The sequence below is a fragment of the Serinicoccus shuyuelongi genome (assembly GCF_045032955.1).
Lineage (GTDB): Bacteria > Actinomycetota > Actinomycetes > Actinomycetales > Dermatophilaceae > Ornithinicoccus.
Window position 1 is genome coordinate 122,531 of record NZ_JBJFZU010000002.1, and the last position, 19,949, is coordinate 142,479.

12 protein-coding genes are annotated in these 19,949 nt (G+C 75.3%); 5 read left to right on the forward strand and 7 right to left on the reverse strand.

The window, feature by feature from the left end:
* The first annotated feature begins 67 nt into the window (after window positions 1-67).
* The 3 genes from ACI3EY_RS00825 to ACI3EY_RS00835 are packed head-to-tail and all read left to right on the forward strand — an operon-like array spanning window position 68 to window position 5,195.
* Window positions 68-1,777: a glycosyltransferase gene (locus ACI3EY_RS00825; protein ID WP_405036975.1), complete on the forward strand. Its 1,710-nt coding sequence runs from the start codon at window positions 68-70 to the stop codon at window positions 1,775-1,777.
* On the forward strand, window positions 1,774-4,011 hold the full coding sequence (locus tag ACI3EY_RS00830; RefSeq protein WP_405039077.1) for a glycosyltransferase: 2,238 nt from the start codon (window positions 1,774-1,776) through the stop codon (window positions 4,009-4,011). Before ACI3EY_RS00825 ends, ACI3EY_RS00830 begins: the two co-directional genes overlap by 4 nt.
* Window positions 4,008-5,195: a glycosyltransferase family protein gene (locus ACI3EY_RS00835; protein ID WP_405039078.1), complete on the forward strand. Its 1,188-nt coding sequence runs from the start codon at window positions 4,008-4,010 to the stop codon at window positions 5,193-5,195. Before ACI3EY_RS00830 ends, ACI3EY_RS00835 begins: the two co-directional genes overlap by 4 nt.
* 1 nt (window position 5,196) lies before the next feature.
* Here ACI3EY_RS00835 and ACI3EY_RS00840 read toward each other — a convergent pair whose 3' ends face one another.
* The 3 genes from ACI3EY_RS00840 to ACI3EY_RS00850 are packed head-to-tail and all read right to left on the reverse strand — an operon-like array spanning window position 5,197 to window position 10,548.
* A complete protein-coding gene (locus ACI3EY_RS00840) occupies window positions 5,197-7,278 on the reverse strand; it encodes a glycosyltransferase family 4 protein (protein ID WP_405039079.1) in 2,082 nt (693 codons plus the stop codon).
* A gap of 10 nt (window positions 7,279-7,288) precedes the next feature.
* Window positions 7,289-10,129: a glycosyltransferase gene (locus ACI3EY_RS00845; protein WP_405039080.1), complete on the reverse strand. Its 2,841-nt coding sequence runs from the start codon at window positions 10,127-10,129 to the stop codon at window positions 7,289-7,291.
* Window positions 10,126-10,548 carry a hypothetical protein gene (locus ACI3EY_RS00850; RefSeq protein WP_405036980.1) on the reverse strand — a complete coding sequence of 141 codons (423 nt, stop codon included), beginning with the start codon at window positions 10,546-10,548 and terminating at the stop codon, window positions 10,126-10,128. Before ACI3EY_RS00850 ends, ACI3EY_RS00845 begins: the two co-directional genes overlap by 4 nt.
* 74 nt (window positions 10,549-10,622) lie before the next feature.
* On the opposite strand from ACI3EY_RS00850, the gene ACI3EY_RS00855 reads away from it, so the two are divergent.
* Both ACI3EY_RS00855 and ACI3EY_RS00860 read left to right on the forward strand, forming a co-directional pair.
* Complete coding sequence (locus tag ACI3EY_RS00855) at window positions 10,623-12,644, forward strand: glycosyltransferase family 2 protein (protein WP_405039081.1); 2,022 nt, start codon at window positions 10,623-10,625, stop codon at window positions 12,642-12,644.
* The gene (locus tag ACI3EY_RS00860) at window positions 12,641-15,664 is read left to right on the forward strand and encodes a glycosyltransferase family 4 protein (RefSeq protein ID WP_405039082.1); all 3,024 of its coding nucleotides are present in this window, start codon (window positions 12,641-12,643) and stop codon (window positions 15,662-15,664) included. Before ACI3EY_RS00855 ends, ACI3EY_RS00860 begins: the two co-directional genes overlap by 4 nt.
* Here ACI3EY_RS00860 and ACI3EY_RS00865 read toward each other — a convergent pair whose 3' ends face one another.
* Genes ACI3EY_RS00865 through ACI3EY_RS00880 form a run of 4 tightly spaced genes read right to left on the reverse strand, consistent with a single transcriptional unit; the run spans window position 15,665 to window position 19,860 of the window.
* Window positions 15,665-16,816: a glycosyltransferase gene (locus tag ACI3EY_RS00865; RefSeq protein WP_405039083.1), complete on the reverse strand. Its 1,152-nt coding sequence runs from the start codon at window positions 16,814-16,816 to the stop codon at window positions 15,665-15,667.
* Window positions 16,792-17,706: an ABC transporter ATP-binding protein gene (locus ACI3EY_RS00870; RefSeq protein WP_405036984.1), complete on the reverse strand. Its 915-nt coding sequence runs from the start codon at window positions 17,704-17,706 to the stop codon at window positions 16,792-16,794. The genes ACI3EY_RS00865 and ACI3EY_RS00870 overlap by 25 nt, the downstream gene beginning before the upstream one ends.
* Window positions 17,693-18,604: an ABC transporter permease gene (locus ACI3EY_RS00875; protein ID WP_405039084.1), complete on the reverse strand. Its 912-nt coding sequence runs from the start codon at window positions 18,602-18,604 to the stop codon at window positions 17,693-17,695. The genes ACI3EY_RS00870 and ACI3EY_RS00875 overlap by 14 nt, the downstream gene beginning before the upstream one ends.
* Window positions 18,601-19,860 carry a nucleotide sugar dehydrogenase gene (locus ACI3EY_RS00880; protein WP_405039085.1) on the reverse strand — a complete coding sequence of 420 codons (1,260 nt, stop codon included), beginning with the start codon at window positions 19,858-19,860 and terminating at the stop codon, window positions 18,601-18,603. The genes ACI3EY_RS00875 and ACI3EY_RS00880 overlap by 4 nt, the downstream gene beginning before the upstream one ends.
* Between the last annotated feature and the right edge of the window lie 89 nt (window positions 19,861-19,949).

Below are 19,949 nucleotides of genomic sequence, written 5' to 3' on the forward strand. Positions count from 1 at the left end.
TGGTTATGGACTACCCGGTGCCCAGCGCGGCCAGCGGCCGCAGCAGCGACCTCCCCGGCGTCCCCCGATGACCTCACCCCTGCGCAGGCTCACCGGCCGACGCCGGCCGGGGTCGACCCCGGACACCACCGCCGGACCACCCACCGCGGCAGCGAAGACGGCGAAGGCTGCCAAGACCTCCACGGCCGACACCCGCACCCTGATCCGACGCAGTCTGCGCAGCCATGCGGAGACCCCCGGTCGTCCCACCAGCACCGCCACCGTCGCCCTCGCCGCCGGGCCCCGGCTGCGGGCCGGGCTGGCGTGGGAGTGGAGCCAGGTCGACCTCGAGCCGGACACCTGGCGGGAGACCCTGGCCCGGGACGACCTCGACCTGTGCGTCCTCGAGCTCGACGGCTCGACCATCAGCGGGTGGACCGACGGCCCGTCCCCGCTCGAGGTGGCGGCGGTCGCCGCCGAGCACACGGTTCCCGTGGTGGCCTGGCTGACCGGCCCTGACCCCGACGGCGCGGCGCGCACCACCGTGGAGCGGCTCGCCGCCGCCGGGGTGGAGGTGCGCTTCCTCCCCCCGGCGACGCAGCCGCGCCAGCAGAGCGCCGCGCACCCGCCGGAGACGCGCCGCCCCGGCGACATCGTCCTGCTCGACGGTCGGGGGTCACCCGAGGCCGCGCCCGTCCTGGCCCGCACCCGCACGGAGGTGCTGCACGACTGGCGGCGCACCGGCACCGGCGGCACCGCGGCGCCCTCCCCCGAGCAGCCGCTGCTGGCGCAGTACCGGGTGCTCGCCGACGTCGGCCTCCGGCAGCCGGACGACAGCTGGCCGGTGCTGGACGCGCTGGCCTCGCGCACCGCGGTGGTCACCACCCCCGAGCGTCGGGCGCAGCTGCCCGCCGACCTCCAGCCGGTCGTGTCGGCCCCGCCACCGGAGGCGCTGAACCGCCACCTCACCGTGCTGCTGCGCCAGCCGGAGCTCCGGGACCGGGTCACCCACCTGGCCCATCGGACCGTGCTGTCCGGTCACAGCCTCGCGGACCGCGCCCGCGACCTGCTCCGGGCCGGCGGGCTGGAGGCTCCCGCACCGTCCCGCACCGTGTCGGTGGTGGTCCCGACCAACCGCCCGCACCAGCTCGCCAACGTCCTGGACAACGTCGCCCGCCAGCAGCGGGTGGACGCCCAGCTGGTGCTGGTGGCCCACGGGATCGAGGTGGACCGGGCCGACCTGGCGGCGCGCGCCGCCGACCTGGGCATCGCCGAGCTGCAGGTGCTCAGCGCCGCCCCGGAGCTCACCCTGGGTGCCGCGCTCAACCTCGGGATCGACGCCTCGGACGGTGCCTACGTCGCCAAGATGGACGACGACAACTTCTACGGGGCGCACTTCCTGGGCGATCTGGTCGACGCCTTCGGCCACACCAGCGCGGGCATCACCGGCAAGTGGGCGCACTACGTCTGGCTCCGGTCCAACGGGGCGGTGGTGCTCCGCTTCGGCGGCTTCGAGAACACCTACCACCGGCTGGTCCAGGGCGGGTCCATCGTCACCCACCGGGACGTCGCCGAGGACCTGCGGTTCAGCGACATCCCCCGGGCCGTGGACTCCGACTTCCTCAACCGGGCGATGGCGGCCGGGGTGTCGACCTACTCCGGGGATCGCTATAACTTCGTCAGCATCCGCAGCCACGACCGCACCGGCCACACCTGGCAGGTCGACGACGCCATCTTCATGTCCGGCTCCGGCCGGGTGGTCACCTACGGGGACCCGCGCGAGCTGGTGTCGGTATGAGCACGCCGCGCCCGGCACGGACGGCCGCCCGCAGGAGAGGACCAGGTATGCAGCTGACCCGCACCGCCCGCCGGCTCGGCCGCCGCCTCGCGGCAGGGGCCGCCTCGCGTCTCCCGGCACACGTCGGACCGGCCGGGTGGGGCGAGTTCGTCCTCGGCACCCGCCTGCGCCGGGCCGAGCACGTCCTGGCCAGCGACCCGCAGGAGACGCTCACCCTGCTGGAGCCGGTGCTCGCCTTCGACCCCGGACCGCGCACGCTGCTACTCTCCAGCCGCGCGCTGGAACGGCTCGGCGACGTCGACGGTGCGCTCGCCGCCGCCGAGCGGGCCAACGAGCAGGGGCGCCGCACGCCCGCCACCCTGGAGGCATACCTGCGCCTCGCCCGGCGCACCGGGCACACGGCCCGGGCCCGGGAGGTCCTCGACCTGGTCGCCTCCACCGTGCCGCGCACCCCCCGGCAGGCCGACGCCCTGGTCGCCCTGCTCCGCGGCGCCCCCCGGGAGGTGCTGGACCGGTTCGCCGCCACCGTCGCCGAGGCGGGCGCCCCCGGACTCGAGGAGGCCCGGGAGCTCCTCGACGAGGACGACCTGGTCACCGCCCACGGTCAGGGGCAGCAGGAGTTCTCCGCGGTCTCGACGCGGGTCCTGCAGACCCGGGTCCGCCCGGTCGCCGTGCTCACCCGCGCCCTCGTCCGGGTCCGGGCCTGGCAGCAGGCCGCCGACGTGGTGGCCACCGTCCCCGGCGGGCAGCAGGTCGGTCCGCAGGCCAGCACCGAGATCCCCGCCCGCGACATCGCCACGGCCGCCGTACGGGCGCTGGCCGCCGGACACCCGACCCCTGCCGCGATGCTGGCCGCCCGGGCGCTGGCCGCCGACCCGGGGGTGTCCAGGGCGCAGGAGACCTTCACCTCCGCCCAGGACCAGCTCCGGGTGGTCCGTCGGGGATGGTCGCCGCCGCCGATGCGCCCCACCCCGGCCTACCCGCCGGACCCCTCCGCCGCCCTGGCCGTCCTCTCCCAGTCGATGCCGCACACCTCCGGCGGGTACGCCACCCGGACCCACGGCATCCTCACCGGGCTCGCCGCCCAGGGCCGCCGGATCGAGGCGGTCACCCGGCTCGGCTTCCCCTACGACCGCTGGCCCGCCTCCGGCACGCAGACCGTGCCGGCGTCGGACACCGTGGACGGGATCGTCTACCACCGGATCCTCACCGACGCCCGGCGGTACCCCCAGTACCCCCTCGCGGAGTACGTCGAGGCGACCGCAGCCGGGGTGGAGCGGATCGCCCGCAGCCGGCGGGCGGCCCTCGTCCACGCGTCCAGCTTCTACGTCGCCGGCCTGGCCGGGATCACCGCCGCCCGGCGGCTCGGAGTGCCCTTCCTCTACGAGATGCGGGGGCTGGAGGAGCTGATGAAGGTGTCCCGCGACCCGGCCTTCGCCGGGTCCGGGCGCGAGGCCTTCCTGCGCGAGCTGGAGACCGGGCTGGCCACCCGGGCCGACGCGGCGCTGCTCATCACCCGGGCGCTGCGCGACGAGATGGTGGACCGAGGGGTGCCCGAGGACCGGGCGGTCGTGGTCCCGAACGGGGTGCACAGCCACCTCTTCCGGCCGGTCGAGCGGGACCGGGAGCTGGAGGCGGAGCTGGGGCTGCGGGATCGGACGGTCATCGGCTACGTCGGCGGTCTCGTCGACTACGAGGGGGTGGACCTGCTGCTGGAGGCGGTCGCACGGCTGCGCACCCGGCGAGCGGACGACTTCCGGGTCCTCGTCGTCGGAGACGGCCCGTACGAGCAGCGGGTCCGCGAGGTCTGCGTCGAGGCCGGGCTGCAGGACGTGGTCATCCTCACCGGACGGGTCCCGCACGCCGAGGTGAGCCGCTACCTGTCGCTGGTCGACGTCGCGCCCTTCCCGCGCAAGCCGCTGCCGGTCTGCGAGATGATCTCGCCGATCAAGCCGCTGGAGTCGATGGCCATGGGCAAGGCGGTCCTGGCCTCCGACGTCGCCGCCCTGGCCGAGATGGTCCAGGACGGCGTCACCGGCCGCCTCTTCCGCAAGGGCGACGTCGACCACCTCGCCGCCGTGCTCGGCGAGCTGCTGGACGACCCGGCGCAACGGCATACCCTCGGCGAGGCCGCCCGCTCCTGGGTGGTCCGCGAGCGCGACTGGAGCGGCATCACCGCGATCGTCGACGACGTCTACACCGAGGTCCTGGACCGCGCCGGGGGCGGGACGTGACAGCCGCGCAGGACCTGGTGATCGCGCACGCCTTCCCCCCGCACAGCGACCCCGGTGCGGTGGTCGCGGCGCAACGGGTCCGCGAGCGGGGGCGACCCGTCGACGTGATCCAGAACGCCAGGGGCCCGGAGCACCTCGACCTCACCCTCGACCACGACCTCGAGCGGATCGCCGGTGACCTGGTGCGTCGTCGGCACGAGGTGGACTCCCCGACCCTCGTCGAGGAGTGGCCGGGGATCGCGCGCTTCACCGAGCGGGGGCTGCAGCAGGCGCTCGACTGGGACCGGCACGGTCCCGGCTACCAGCAGCTGCACAGCCGGGCCGACCACGTCGCCAACCACGTGCTGGCGGCCCGGCTGAGGTTGCTCCGTCCCGACCTGGAGTGGACCGCGGAGTTCTCCGGTCCGCTCACGCACGACGCGCGGGGGAAGTCGCGCCGCTCCCCGGTGCACCCCGGCGCCCTGCCGGACGCCCTGGCCGAGGGGGTGCGGCGGGCCGGCTTCCACCCGCCGGAGTCGGTCAACGTCTTCGAGTGGGCCGAGACCCTGGCCCATGCCCTCGCCGACCGGATCGTCGTCTCCGACGCCCGTCAGCGCGACCGGATGGTGGCGGCGGTCACCGACGAGGCGCTCGCCGCCCGCGTCCGCGAGCGGGTCGTCATCGCCGAGCAGCCCGTCCTGCCGCCCGCGTTCTACGAGCTGGGCGACCCTGGTCACGACCTCGACCCGGGGCGCACCCACCTGGGTCACCTCGGCGACGCCCGCTCCCCCCGGGCGATGGACGTCGTGCTGGACGCGCTGGGTGCCCTCCCGCCCCCGGCCCGGCAGGGCCTGTGCCTGCACGTCGTGACCCCCGCGCACGAGGACCTGCGGGAGGAGGTCGCCCGACGTGGCCTCGCCGACGTGGTCCGGGTGGTCGACCTCCCGCGCCACCTCGACCTGCTGGCGCTCTACCGGCGGATGGACGTGCTGCTGCTGAGCGACCCGGGGACCGGGGACCGGACGGGGGCCGGCCCCGCGCTGCCCTCCGCGTGGGGCGACCACCGGGGCAGCGGCAGGCCCGTCTGGGGTCTCGTCGAGGCCGGGTCCGCCCTGGACGCCGAGCCGTTGGACCACCGCACCCCGGTGGGTCACGTGAGCGCGGCCGTGCAGCTGCTCTCCCGGCTCTCAGCTCTGCAGGGCTGAGTCAGGGCAGGACCAGGGCCACCAGGGCATCGGCGGCCTGCTCGCCGTCGAAGCGTCGCGCCACCACCTGCCGGGCGTCCCGGGAGGCCTGCGACCAGGCCGGGTCCTCGGCCAGTTCCCGGATCCGGGCGACCGCCTCGTCGACGGTGTCGACGACCCAGTCCTCGGGGAAGAGGCTGCGGGCGCCGCCGAGCGGGGCGAAGATCGGCCAGTCGCGGACCACCGGCACCGTCCCCGCCGCCGCGGCCTCGACCAGGCCCACCCCGAAGCTCTCCCGGCGGCTCGTGCTGAGCACGAAGCCCGAGGCCGCCAGGTGCGGCGCCACGGTGTCGGTGTAGCCGACCAGCTCCACGGCGTGCCGGACGTCCGGCTCGGCCATCCTCCGGCGGAAGGCATGGGCGTAGCCCTGCTGTGATCGGACCGACCCGGGCAGGAAGTCGGCGCCCACCAGCCGCAACCGCCAGGAGGGGTCCTCGGCGAGGAGGGCGGCGAGCACGTCCAGCGCGAAGAGCGGGTCCTTCACCTGCTGGGCCCAGCCGACCATGAGCAGGCGTCGTCGGTGACCCTCGTCCTTCTCGGTGACCACCCGGGCGAGGTCGACCACGTTGGGCACCACGTGCACCTGGGTGTGCTCCAGCGCCGCCCCGAGGAGCCGGGTGACGAGCAGCCGCAGCGGCTCGCTGACCAGGACGAGGTGGGTGACCCGGCTCCAGTCGATGAGGTGGATCCAGCAGGAGAGGGCGTCCATGCTGTGGATCCGCAGGGTCAGCGGCACACCGGCCGCCGCGTTCATCACGGTGGCGAGCGCGGCCGGGTCGGCCCAGTCCACGAAGACCGCCTCGACCTGCTCGGTCTGCTCCAGCAGGTCGTAGCGGGGCACCGGCAGCCGGCCCAGCGCCTGCGCCAGCCGCTGCTCGACCAGGTGCCGACGCACCGACAGTCCTCCGCCGTAGCCGGAGCGCCGGGCCAGGTCGCTCTCGACCACCTCGGTGCGTCGGGCCAGCGCCTCCAGCACCGGTGCCGCGAACCGCGGCCAGGCGCCGGGTTCGACGAGCACCCCGGCCTGCCGGGCGGCGCGGCGGCCGGTCCCCTCCTGCGGGGTGGAGGCGGCGAGCAGCCGGCCGACCCGCGAGCCGCGCCAGGACGCGAGGAAGGTGTCCGGGTCCTCCACCAGGGGTGAGCTGGTCCCGTCCGCGTGCAGCTCACGGTGGAAGAGCAGGCTGAGCGCGAGGTGGGCGGCGTCCACCGCCCGCGGCTCGTCGTCGTCCTCCAGCGCACGGTCCGCGGCCCGCACCAGGGCGGTGACCGCGGCCGCGTCCCCGGGCTGTCGCGCGCCGGCGGCGGAGGTGGCGACCAGGACCTTCCAGCCGCGGCGCAGGGCCTGCTCCACCGGGTCGCCGGTGTGCTCGTCGACGAACGTGAGGACGGTCGCGGCCAGCTCGAACTCGCCCCGGTCGTGCAGGACCCCGGCCACCGTGAGCAGCAGGCCCTGCCGCTCCGGCGGCACCCCGCCCGCCAGCAGCCCGAGCTGGTCCACCAGGGTGGCCACCCGGTCCGTCTCGAGCTCACCGGGATCGTCGGCGATCTCCTGCTCCAGCGTCCCGAGGGCGGTGACGGTGTCCAGGAGCGACCACCCGTGCAGCGTGCCGGGGTCCGCCACCCGGGCACCGGCGGGCAGCAGCGCGACGGCGACGCGCCGGGCGGCCTCCCCGACCGGGACGACGACCTCCGCCCGGCCCAGCACCCGACGGGTCCGCGGGTCCAGCCGGACCGCCCCCACCAGGCCCGTGCGGTCCCCCCACCAGTGCGCGGGAGGGGTCGTCGCCAGCTGCCGCACCAGACCGGCCGGTCGCCGGATGGGACCGGGCGCGACCGGTCGACGGGTGGTGAGCGGGGACAGGGCCGCGCCGGGGGTCCCGCGCAGCCAGACGAGCACCACCTGGTGGCCGAACGCGGCCAGTCCCCGCAGCGGTTCGGCGAGGGGGTCGAGCTCGTCGGCCGTCTCGGCCAGCACCACGACCCGCTGGCGACGGGTCGCGGACACGACGCCGTCGAGGACGGCGGGGTCCCAGCTCACTGCCACGGCACGCACCCTACGCGTCCGGCCCCGGCCGGTGGCCCCGGTCCGGCTGCAGGTGCTCCACCACCCCGTCCCGGCGCAGCACCACCTCGCGCACCCCGGTCGGGGCGGCCGCGAGCAGCGCTCCGGGCTCCCAGGCGGGGCCGAGCGGGTCCGGCAGGTATGCCGTGAGCCACGCCCGCAGCGCCTCCGGCGGCACGGCGTCGTGCACGACGGAGAGCTCGTCGGCGCGCTCCGCGTCGGCCGCGCTGCGCAGCGGCAGCCGCTCGACGCGCACGCCCGCGGCGTCGTCGGCCCCCGGCTCGACGTCGGCCTCGGCGGCGGCGGCACGTGCGCCCTCCTGCTCGGCGGACCAGCGGGTGAGCAGCGGGCGCAGGTGCTCCACGAACCCCTGGTGGCCGTAGCGCTCGCGCACCAGGGCGGTCGTGCGGGCCACCCGCTCCCGGTATGCCTCCGGGTCGGCGAGGTAGCCGGCCACGACCGCCTGCGCCTCCCCGGGCGCCGCGTACTCCAGCACGTCGCCGAAGGTCTCCCGGTGCTTGGGGTGGGCGATGGTGAGCACCCCGCTGGCGGCCGCCTCGAGCAGCGTCCGGCCGAACGCCTCGTGCGCGTCCGGGTTGTCCAGGTAGAGGAAGAAGTCGAGACCGGCCAGGAAGGGCCGCACGTCGCCGTGGGTCGTCGGCAGCACCTGCCAGCCGGGGGGCACCTCGGCCCCGGCGGCGGCGGCCAGCCCGGCCACCGTCAGCTGGCCGCCCAGCATCCGCACCTGGTACCCGTCGGGGAAGGCATACCCCTGGTGCAGCTCGGCGTAGCTGGTCGGGAACTTGATCCGGTCGTCGCGCGAGTGCCGGCCGACCACCACCGTCCGGTCGGCCTCCGGCGGCTCCGCGCTGCGGACGGCCCAGGCGTCGGCGTCGATCCGCCCGGGGTTGTCCCAGGTGGTCAGCGCCACGTCCGGGTCCTGCTCCCGCAGCAGCCGCCGGATGGTGGGGCTCTGCGGCACCCAGGTGACCGGGGCCCCGAAGAGCTCGCGGGTGCGCGCGGTGACGTCCGCGACCACGTACCGCTGGTCGGTGCCGTCCGGTTCCAGGGGGCCCTGGTTGGCCATCACCAGCACGTGCCCGGCCCGGACCGTCCGGGGCAGCCGGGGCGGGTACTGCAGGATCGGCGGGTACCGGACCATGAGCACGTCGATGTCGGCGTCGTCGTCGGGGGCGACCCAGGAGACCGTCCCGGACCTGACCAGCTCCACCAGCTGGGCGGAGACCGGCAGGTCGCGGGTGGTCATGAAGCGCAGCGCCTCCAGGTGCATCACCCCCACGCGCAGCCCGGCCGCGCGCGCGGCCAGGATCTCCTCGACCATCGAGGCCTGTGGTCCACCGTGCCGGCGCCAGTCCCCGGCGAGCACCAGGTCCAGGTGCCGGACCGGTTCCCGCAGCGGGTGGGTGGCCCGGGCCCAGCGCGCCGGCTCGGGCACCCGCCGGGGCTCGTCCGGGTCCAGGAAGGGCGCGCTGCGCCCGGCCGAGATCTCTTCGTGCCAGGCGGTGTAGAGCGACTTGTACTGGTGCCGCGCCGGGTGCCGGTAGCCGTTGGCGAACTCCTCGGAGGACAGCGTCACCCCGCCGCCGCGCAGGATCGTCGTCGTCTCCGGGACGTCCTGGACGACGGGGCCGAAGGCCGCCTCCAGGCGTCGGGTGAACTCGGTGTCGGCGCCCTTGCGGGTGGGGTCGTAGAACCCGATCCGGGTCAGCACCGGGCCCAGCCGGAAGAGGACGGTGGCGGCCGAGGGGAAGCGCGGCTGGTAGCCGGGCCGGGTGAGGACCAGGTCCGGGGTGACCCTGACCCCCTCGGCCCGGGTCGCCAGCAGCCCCGGTCGCCTCCGGAACGGCCGCAGGCAGGCCTCCAGGGTCTGCGGGTGCCACCAGTCGTCGGAGTCGAGGACGATCCCGAAGTCGCCGGAGGCCAGCCGCAGGGCGGTGTTGCGCGCCCGGTAGGTGCCGCCGTTCACGGCCTTACGCACCACCCGGACCCGGGGGTCCGCGTCCGCGACCTGCTCCAGCAGCGCGTCCCAGCGGTGGTCCTCGCCGGGCCCAGAGGCGTCGTCGACGACGAACAGCTCCAGGTCCGCCCAGGTCTGTGCCAGCACCGAACGCACCGCGGTCAGCAGCGCCGGCCCCGGTCGGTAGCAGCTCATCATCACGCTGACCCGCCCGCCGCCGGTCCCGTCGGCCACCGGCTCGGGCGGCCCGCTGACCCGCAGGTCGTCCAGCGAGGGCAGGGCTCCCGGAACGGGAGCGGCAACGGGGGCCAGCCGGCCGCCGCCCAGCGCGGCGGAGAAGGCGGTGGCCCAGGCGTGCGGGTCCGCTCCGGGCACCAGGTGCGGGTTCAGGGCGTCCGCGCGCACCGAGGAGGCCACCCCGGGGCGGATGCCCTCACCCTCGACCAGGGAGAGCGCGCCGTCCGGGTCGCCCCCGAGCACCCGCAGCTGGGCGAGCAGCTCCCGGTGCTCCCGGCGCACCGCAGCCCAGTGCTCGGTGGAGGCCAGCTGCTCCAGCAGCGCACGGGCGCTCTGCTGCTCCTCCGGCAGGCCCAGCTGCACGGCCAGCACCCGCGCGTGGTCGGCGACGCCGACCGGGTCGGCGTTCTCCGGGATCCCTGCTCCAGGCCCCCGAGCCGCCCACGCCTCCAGGTCGGCCGGGGTATGCCCGGGCCAGGCCACCTGCGCCAGCACCTCCCGGGCGTGCACCGACCGGGTCCGCAAGGTGGTGGCGACCAGCGCCCGCGAGCGCTGCGCGGCGATCCGGGCGTGGTCAGCAGCGACCTGCGCCGAGGTCGACGCCGCGACGTCGCTCACCGCCCGGCGGGGTCGCCGTCGGCGGCGTGGCCGGCGCCGGAGCGCGGGGCACGGTCGCCGGCGACGCCGTCCAGCGCGTCCTCCAGCGTCCGCTGCATCCGGTCCAGCCGGCCGGTGTACTGCGCCTGCAGCAGCCGGACCGCCCCCAGCACGTCCTCCGGCTGCGCGACGGGGAACGTCGGCGTCGCGGCCGGGGCCGGACCCTGCTCCGCGGCCCGGCGGATCTCGTCCCGCAGGAAGGTGCGCTGCTCCCGGACCCGCCGCCACGAGTCGACCTGGACGGCCAGGATGGCGGCCCCCAGAAGGGCGGCGGCGGCAGCGGTGAGCAGCGGCAGGTCCAGGGCCACCCCGAGCACCACGAAGAAGGCGAGGAGCAGGCCGACGGCGGCTCCGGCGAGGGGGGCGAGGCGAGTGGACACGGGGTAGTCCTTCCTCCGACTGTCCGGGGGTGTCGATGCTCCGGCGACGGGCCAAACGGTGTTCACTTTACCCCGTGGCCGGGACCCAGCAGGCTCGGCCCGGACCCGTCCACGGACCCGCGAGGGGAGTCGCGATCAGCACCCGCACCGGCCCCACCCGCACCGACGCCACCGACCGTGCCGACCCGTGGCTCGGGCGGCAGCTGCGCCTCACGGGACGGCCACCCGACCCGGTCCGCCTCTTCCACCAGGCGCTGCGGACCCGGTCCCCGGCAGCGCTGGACACCCTGGTGGGGCTGGCGACCGGGGACACCCTCTCGCCGCGGGACCTGCTGACCCGGGTGCTCGACGGCAGGCCGGGCGACCCGCCGACCGACCGGGTGGCGCGCACCGCGCTGGTCGGGGTGGCCTTCACCTGGGCGGGTCTGCAGCGGGACACCGAGGAGCTGCTCGGCTCCGCGCTGCTCTTCGAGCGCCTCTGGCAGGCCGGGGTGATGGCCTCCCTCGGGCACCCGCTGAAGCTCACCAGCCTGCAGACGCTCTACCTGGCCGGACGGCACCGGGAGCTGGCGGCGCTGCTGCCCGGGGTGGAGGGCCTGCACCCCGACGCCGAGCACTACCTGCGGACCGACCTGGCCAACCCGTACGCGGTGCCCGGGGCGGACGGGGCCGGGTGGCCCAGCCTGCTCAGCGCCCGCTTCGACGAGCAGGGCCTGGCACCGGTGGAGCTGCTGGCGGCCCCGGCACTGTCCCCGTTCGACCGGCTGGACGCCCCGTCGGCCCCGGCCGGCTCCACCGGGGGCGAGCCGGTGACAGTGATCATGCCGTGCTGGCAGCCGGACCAGGGCCTGGTCACCGCGGTGCGGTCCATGGTCGGCCAGACCTACGGCGACCTGGACATCATCCTGGTCGACGACTGCTCCGGGCCGGGGTATGCCGACGTCTTCGCCGAGGCGGAGGCCATGGACCCACGGGTCCGGGTGCTGCGGATGCCCCGCAACGGCGGCTCCTACCTGGGGCGGGCCGCGGCCGTCGCGGACTCCCACGGCACCTACATCACCTTCCAGGACGCCGACGACTGGTCCCACCCGAGCCGGGTCGAGCTGCAGGTCCGTGCGCTCGAGGCCGAGCCCGCCGCGCCGATGAGCCGCAGCCGGGCGGTGCGCGCCAAGGACGACCTCACCCACCAGTGGCTGGGCTACCGGGCGATCCGTGAGAACGCCTCCTCGTTGCTGCTGCGCCGCTCCGTGCTGGGACGGACCGGGGGTTTCCTGCCGGTGCGCAAGGGTGCCGACTCCGAGTTCGCCGAGCGGGTGGCGCTGCTGGCGGGCCCGATCGTGGACGTACCCGCACCGCTGGCGATCACCCGGCTGCGCTCCGGCTCGCTGTCCCGCGGGGACTTCACCTTCTCCTGGATGGCGCCCGACCGGTTCCGGTTCCGGGCCTCCTTCACGGCCTGGCACCGGCGGCTGCGTCGCCAGGTCGAGGAGGGCGCCGACGTGCACGTCACCGACGAGCAGCTGGCCACCCTCCCCTTCCCCGTCCCCCCGGCCTGGGTGCGGGACCTGGACGCGGCTCGCCGGGTGCCGACCACCTTCGCGACGGCATACCTCGGCGCCTTCTCGCAGGACCGGCCCACCCCGGGCACCCGCTGGCTGCTGGACCGGTTGACGGTATCCCCGGAGGACACCCCGGTCGGCCTGTGGCACCAGGAGGGACGCGAGACGGACAGCACCACCCGCCCGCACCTGGCCCACGAGTGGGACGACCTGCTGCTGGACCGGGTGGTGCACCCCATTTCCCGGGTCGACCCCTCCACCGTGCACCGCCTGGTCGTCCTGGACCCGGCCGTGGTCACCCTGCACCGGGACCAGGCCGTCCGGGTGAGCGCCGAGCGGACCGAGGTGTGGCTGACGCCCGAGCTGCTCACCCTCGGTCCGAGCGGCCTGCCGGAGGACCTGCTCGGCATCTCCGACACGCTCCGGGAGCGCTGGGGCGCCCGACCCCGCTGGGTGATGGCCCCCTGGCTGACCCCCGAGCAGGGTGCCGCCGTCCGGGAGGCCCTACCCGGCCTGCGTGTGGACGAGGCGCCGTGAGCGGCACCGTCCCCTCCCCCACCCTGCTGCTGCTGCGCACCGACCTCGAGCCGGTGCCCGAGGAGGACCTGGTCGTCGCGCTGGGCACGCTCGGGGTCACCGTCCGGCACGCCGTCGTCGGGGCGGCGGCCTCCGGCGACGCGGTCTCCGGCGCGGCCCGGCAGCGCCCCGTCGGCGGGTCCGGGCCGGCGCCCCGGGTGCTGCGGGCCGGCAACACCTCCTCCCGCTGGCGACGACCCCTGCTGCGGGTCGCGGACCGGGTCGCCCCGGCGGCCGCCCGCACCCGGTATGCCCTCGCCTTCGACCCCTGGTTCCGCTCCGCGGTGCGCAGGGCCACCGTGGTGGTGGTGCTCGGTGACGGCGGGGACATCGCCGCCGCCCTCGCCCACCGCTTCGCCCCGGACCCCTCCGTCCGCACCGGCACGGAGGCGCTGCGCGAGATCGCCCGGGAGCAGGCACGGGCCGTGCTCGCCGCCCCGCTGGCGAGCGCCGCCGGACCGGACGGCTCGCGACGGACAGGCCGGGCGGCCGACCTGTTGCCGGCGCTGACCGTCGCGCTCGGCGCGGACGACCCGCTCCTCGCCACCTGGGCGACCTGGCACGCCCTGGAGGAGGACGGTGACGCCGGGCGCACCGACGAGGAGGTCGCGCTGCTGTGCGGGCGGCTGCTCGAGCGCCTGGGCACGGGGCCCGACGGTGCTCACCGCGAGGACGACGCCCACCACGAGGAGGTGGTCCGCAGCGCGACCCTCGCCCTGCAGGTGCTCTTCCACCCCGCGCTGCACGACCGTACGACGCGCCCTTCGCCGCTGGTCACCGACCCGGACGCGTTCCTGGCCCCGGTGCGCGCTACCGCCCTGTGGCGGGAGCTCACCTCCCCGGTGCCGGCAGGCGCGCCACGGCGCTGGGACCACGAGCGTCTGCAGGTGCTGGTGATACCCGGTGCCGACCCGGCCCACGACACGGAGCTGCGGCACCGCCTGCAGGTGGCGCCGACGGTCCGGGTCGCCGCGCTGCCCCGGCCCGACCTGCCGGGCAGGCTGCGGGGGACGGAGCCGACGGCATACCTGGTGGGGCGCCGGCTGGCGGCCGGCCGGGGGCACACCGGGGGCCAGGAGGGCCCGCTGGCGGACGCCCTGCGCGGGGACTCCCCGCCGGACGTGGTGCTCGTGCCGCGCGCCGCCCGGGCCGCCCTCGGCGTCGGTCTGCTGCTCACCGGCACCAGCCGGCTGGTGGTGCACCTGGAGGAGGGTGACCTGGTGCTGCCCTGGGTCCACCTGCTCGACTGGGACCGGGTCACGGCGGTGACGGTCGACGACGGCGACCTGCTCGAACGGCTGAGGCGGGTGGTCGGCGACCCGGTGCGCCCGGTGCCCGGGCACGTGCTCGGGTCCGACCCGGACCGCGGGAGGCTTCCCGCGGTAGTGCTGGGGCAGCTCGGTGAGCTCGTCGACCTCTCGGCCGACGGCCGGCACCAGGAGGCCCTCGACCTGGCCCGGGCCGTGCTCACCGACCCGGACGCGTCCTCCGCCCTGCTCCAGCAGGCGGCCCAGGCGGCGACCCGGGCCGGCGAACCCAGCCTGCGGCTGGCCCTGCTGCGTCGGTGGGCGCAGGTCCCCGGCGGGCCGTACCCCCGCCGCGACCACCTGGTGCGCCAGCAGGAGGGTCGACTGCGCGAGCTCACCCCCGGGTGGCGGCCCGGTGACCTGCCGGCCACCGCGGTGCAGAGCGTCCCGGGCCGGGTGCTGCACCTGCTGAAGACTTCGCTGCCGCACCGCACCAGCGGGTATGCCGTGCGCTCCTTCTATTTGCTGCGTGAGCGGGCCCGGGCGGGGACCGACGTGCTGGCCGTCACCACCCTGGACTTCCCGGAGCCCGGGGCCCCCGACCGGGAGGTGGTCGGCGAGGTCACCCACCTGCGGCTGCTGCGGGAGCAGGTGCCCGAGGGCGAGCACCTGGACGAGCACCAGGACGCCCTGGCCCGGGCCCTGCTCGAGGTGGTGCGCGAGCACCGGCCCGCGGTGCTGCACGCGCACTCCGGCCACCGGGGGTACGACCTGGCCCTGGCGGCGCTGGCCGTGGGGCGGGCCACTGGGATCCCGGTGGTCTACGAGGTGCGCGGGTTCTTCGAGGCGGTGTGGACCTACGACGCCGAGCTCGCGAGCCGGTCCGAGCTCTACCGGCTGCGCCGCGCGGTGGAGACCTCCTGCCTGGCGGAGGCCGACGCCGTGGTCACCCTCAGCGAGTCCATGCGCGCGGACCTGCTCGCCCGTCCGGCGCCCGAGGACGGCCCGCCGGTGGACCCGGACCGGGTGCTCGTCGTCCCCAACGGGGTCGACACCGAGGCGATCAGGCCCCGCCCGCGCCGCGCCGACCTGGTCGAGCGGCACGGGCTGGCCGGCACTTTCACCTTCGGCTACGTGAGCAACCTGGACCACCCCCGCGAGGGACAGGAGCTGCTCGTCGAGGCGGTCCGCCTGCTGCGCGACCGCGGGGTCGCCGCCACCGCGGTGGTCGTCGGCGGGGGGGACCGCCGCGAGGAGCTGGAGGAGCTCGCCCAGCAGCGGGGGGTGGCCGGGCAGGTGGTCTTCACCGGGGCGGTCCCGCACGAGGAGGTGGGTGACCACTACGCCCTGCTGGACGTGTTCGTCGTCCCCCGCACCGACGAGCGGGCGGCCCGGCTGGTGACGCCGCTCAAGCCCTACGAGGCGATGGCGACGGGCCTGCCGGTGGTGGTGTCCGACCTGCCCGCGCTGCGCGAGATCATCGGGGACGACGAACGCGGGCTGGCCTTCCCGCCCGGCGACGCGCACGCCCTGGCCGACGTGCTGGACGCGCTGCGACAGGACCCGGGTCGCCGGCGGCAGCTGGCGGACGCCGGCAGGGAGTGGGTGCGAACGCGGCGCACCTGGCAGGCCCTCGCCGCCCGCTACGACGAGGTGTATGCCCGCGCCCTCACCCCTCGCGGCAGCACGCCCGCCGACAGCGACGGCGACAGGCCTGTCGACGCCGACGGCTGATCAGGCGGGGCGACCGGCGAGCCGTGCCACCTCGGCCACGAAGGCCGAGGCGTGCTGGGCCCAGTCCAGCTCGAGCAGCGCCAGCTCGTGCCCGCGGCGTCCCAGAGCCGCGGCGGCGGCCGGGTCGTCCGCCCAGGCGAGCAGCTGATCCACCGTGGCCTCGACGTCCCGGAAGGGGACGACCACCCCGGCCCCGCTGCGCTGCACCAGGTCCACGGCCCGCGGCAGGGGGGTGGTGATGACGGGCACCGCGTGGGCCAGGTACTCCACCACCTTGGTCGGCATGCTCGGGCGGAAGTTGGCGACGTCGTGCAGCAGGGACAGGCCGGCCAGGGCACCGTCCAGCCGGGCCAGCGCCTCGCCCGCCGGCAGGAACCCCGTCCAGGTCAGGTGCCCCGCCTCCCGGGCCGTGGCCAGCACGTCCCCGGCGGTCCCGTGCCCGGGGCCGATGATCTCCAGCCGGACCCTGTCCTCGGTGCGCCGCCGCAGCTGCTCCCCGACCGCGACCAGCTCCTGGACGCCGCGCTCGTGGGTGAGACTGCCCAGGTAGACGACCCGTAGCCGTCCCTGCTCGTCCACCTGGCCGGCGGCCGGCGGGTCTGCGGGTACCGGGGTGGTGTTCGGCACGACCAGGTGCTCCCGCGCGAAGCGGTCGGCGTAGTCGTGGTCGGCCAGCAGCAGGCCCATCCGCCGTTCGGCGAGCCGCTCCACCGAGGAGGCGACCGACGCCAGCGGTCCCCGCAGCGCGTCCGGGACCCAGGAGCGCAGGGCCACCACTGCCCGAGTGTCCTCGTGCACGTCCCAGACCACCGGCGGCAGCCGCAGCCCGAGGGTCACCGGGACCAGCTCGGGGTCGTGCAGCAGGACCAGGTCGTGCCGGGGGCCGAGCTCGCGCAGCACCCGGCGGGCGTCCCGCTGGGCCGCGACCCGGCGTCGGCCCCTCGCCCGGGACACGTCCACCGGGGTCAGGCCGGGCACGTCCAGCGGCGGCTCCAGGCCGTAGCCGTCCCAGGGGGCGACGTAGGTCACCTGCCAGCCGGCCGAGAGCAGCGCGGCGATCTGGCGATGCCGGATGCGGGCGTCGTCGGGATGGTGCACGACGGTCGCCACGAGGATCCGGCCAGGTCTCACCAGCCGGCCCCCGGCTCCCACCGACGGAGCAGCTCGTGCGCCGCCTCCACGCCTTCTTCCTCCATCACCCGGTGCACCTCGTCGTAGCGCTGGCGCCAGATGTGCCGGTGCTTGCCGTACTTGCGGCTGTAGAGGCCGTTCACCGCCTTGGGCGCGCCGTCGGCCAGCAGCCGACCGTCGTCCATCCACATCACCCGGGTGCACATCTGCTCGATGCGGCGCCGGCTGTGGGCCACCAGGAAGACCGTCCCCGCCTGCTCGCGGATCTCCTCGATGCGCGCGGTGGCCCGGGCCCGGAAGTGCTCGTCCCCGGTGGCCAGCGCCTCGTCGACGATGAGGATCTCGGGCACCATGGCGGTGGAGATCGCGAACCGGAGCCGGGCCGCCATCCCGCTGGAGTAGCTGCTCATCGGCAGGTCGATGAACGAGCCGATGTCGGCGAAGTCGATGATGTCGTCCATCGTCGCGCGGACCTGGGCCGGGGTGAGGCCGAGGGCCTGTGTGCCGATCCAGATGTTGTCCCGCCCGCTCAGCTTGGGCAGCAGGACCGCGTTCACCCCCAGCAGAGCGGCCTTGCCGCCCAGCCAGATGTCGCCCTTGGTCGGCGGAACCAGGCCGGCGACCGAGCGCAGCAGCGTCGACTTGCCCGACCCGTTGCGCCCGATGATGCCGATCGACTCCCCCGGGTAGGCCACGAAGGAGACGTCGCGCACGGCGTGCACCTCCTGCATCCCCAGGCCCTGGGTGCTGCGGCTCAGCAGCCGCTTCACCGCGCCGGCCTCGTCGTTGTCCTCGGCGCGCCGGGAGCTGCCGTAGACCCGGTAGGTGATGTCGACGTGCGAGACGACGACCGAGGGAACCCGCCCGTCGTCGTCCACGACGGGCGGCGCAGTCCGGTCAGGCGCGGCCATAGCTTCCCTCCCCGCGCCAGAAGACGAAGAACCCTACGACCATCAGGACGAGCGCCCAGCCGCCGGCGATGGCCCAGGTCTCCCAGCGCAGCGGCATACCCTGCATCAGGGTCTCCCGGACCAGGGTCAGCGCCACCCCGACCGGCTGGTACTGCAGCGCCGACGACAGCCAGGCCGGCACGTTGTCGATGGTGGCGAGCCGGGCCTCCATCGAGAAGAAGACCCCGGAGACGTAGCGCAGGAGGCGGACCACCAGCGGCACGATGTTGGCCAGGTCCCGGACCGCGTGCACCACGCGGGAGATGATCAGCGCCAGCCCCAGCCCCATCGCGGCCACGATCAGCAGGGCGATCGGGTAGAGCAACCACTCCCAGGTGACGGGTTCACCACTGACCAGCGCGATGACGAGCAGCACCAGGAAGGCCGGGACCGCGTTGACGAAGGAGGACACGACGACCACGATCGGCAGCAGGATCCGGGGGAAGGCCAGCGAGCGCATCATCCCCACCTTGCCCAGCAGCGCGCGGGCGCCGGAGGTGAGCGTGGCGGAGATGAAGGTGAAGGTGAACAGCCCGATGGTGAGGAAGGCGACGAAGTTCTCCACGTCCCGGTCCAGCCCGAGCAGCACCCCGAAGATCAGGTAGTAGGCGACGCCGAGCAGGATCGGGTTGATGACCGACCAGAGCAGGCCCAGGTAGTTGTCCTGGTGCTGGCTGACGACCTCGCCCTTGGCCAACGACCACATCAGGTGCCGGTAGCGCCAGATGTCGGCGAGGTAGGCGCGCAGCGTGGGACGGGTCGCGACCCGCTGCATCCCGTGCCGGGACGCCAGCGCCTCCGCGTCCTCGGCGCTCAGGGCGACCGGTTGGCTCCGGGGCTCGGGGCCGAGGTCGCTCACAGCCGGACGACCTTCTCCCCTCCGGCAGCCGCGCCGCGGGTGTCGAAGAAGGAACGGGACGCGGCGACGAGCTCCTCGACGTCGTAGTCCCGGTGGTTCTGCACCAGGATCGTCAGGTCGGCCTCACCGGCGGCCTGCGCGGCGTCGGTGGCCTTGGTGGCCTCCGGCACCGCATGCCAGTCCTGCACGTGCGGGTCGTGGAAGGAGACCACGGCGCCCTTGGCGGCCAGCAGCCGCGCCAGCGGCACCGCCGGGCTCTCGCGCTGGTCGGCGATGTTCGGCTTGTAGGTCACCCCGAGCAGCAGCACGTTCGAGCCGTTGAGCGCCTTGCCGGCGGTGTTCAGGATGTCCTGGGCACGGGAGACGACGTAGGCCGGCATCCCGGCGTTGATCTCCTGCGCCAGCTCGACGAAGCGGAACGGGTAGCCCAGCCGTGCCCGCACGTTGTGCGACAGGTAGTTCGGGTCGATCGGGATGCAGTGCCCACCCACGCCCGGGCCCGGGTAGAAGGCCTGGAAGCCGAACGGCTTGGAGCTGGCCGCGGTGATGACGTCCCACAGGTCGATGCCCAGCTCGTGGCAGAACCTGCTCATCTCGTTGACCAGCGCGATGTTGATGTGCCGGTAGGTGTTCTCCAGCAGCTTCGCCGTCTCCGCCTCCCGGGTCCCCTTCGTCCGCACCACGGTGTCCACGAAGGCGCCGTAGAACGCGGCCGCCGCGTCGCTGCAGGCGGGGGTGTGCCCACCCACCACCTTGGGCGTGTTCTTGGCGCCGAAGTCCTTGTTGCCCGGGTCGATCCGCTCCGGGGAGAACGCCAGGTGGAAGTCCTGGCCCGCGACCAGGCCACCGGCCTCCAGCTTCGGACGGACCACCTCGTCCGTGGTCCCCGGGTAGGTCGTCGACTCCAGCACCACCAGCATCCCGGGCCGCAGGTTCCGCGCGACCGCGTCGACCGCCGACTCCACCGCCCGCAGGTCCGGTCCGCCCTCGCTCGACAGCGGGGTCGGCACGCAGATCACCACGGTGCTGGCCTCGGCGATCCGGGTCTCGTCGGTCGTCGCCTCGAAACCGCCCTCACGCATCTGCGCGATGGCCGCGTCGTCCAGGTCGTCCACGTGCGAGCGACCCTCGTTCAGGGCCTGCACCACGCCGGGGTGGATGTCCAGCCCGAGCACCTTCTGGCCGGCCCGGATGGCCTCCTGCGCGAGCGGCAGACCGACGTATCCCAGTCCGATGATGACAGCGTCCACAGCCACGATGGGCAGACTCCTTCGAGAGCTTGGTTCGACGATCCAGACGCGCACGGGCGCGAGGCCGAGCATAACGCCCTGTGCCATGATCGCCG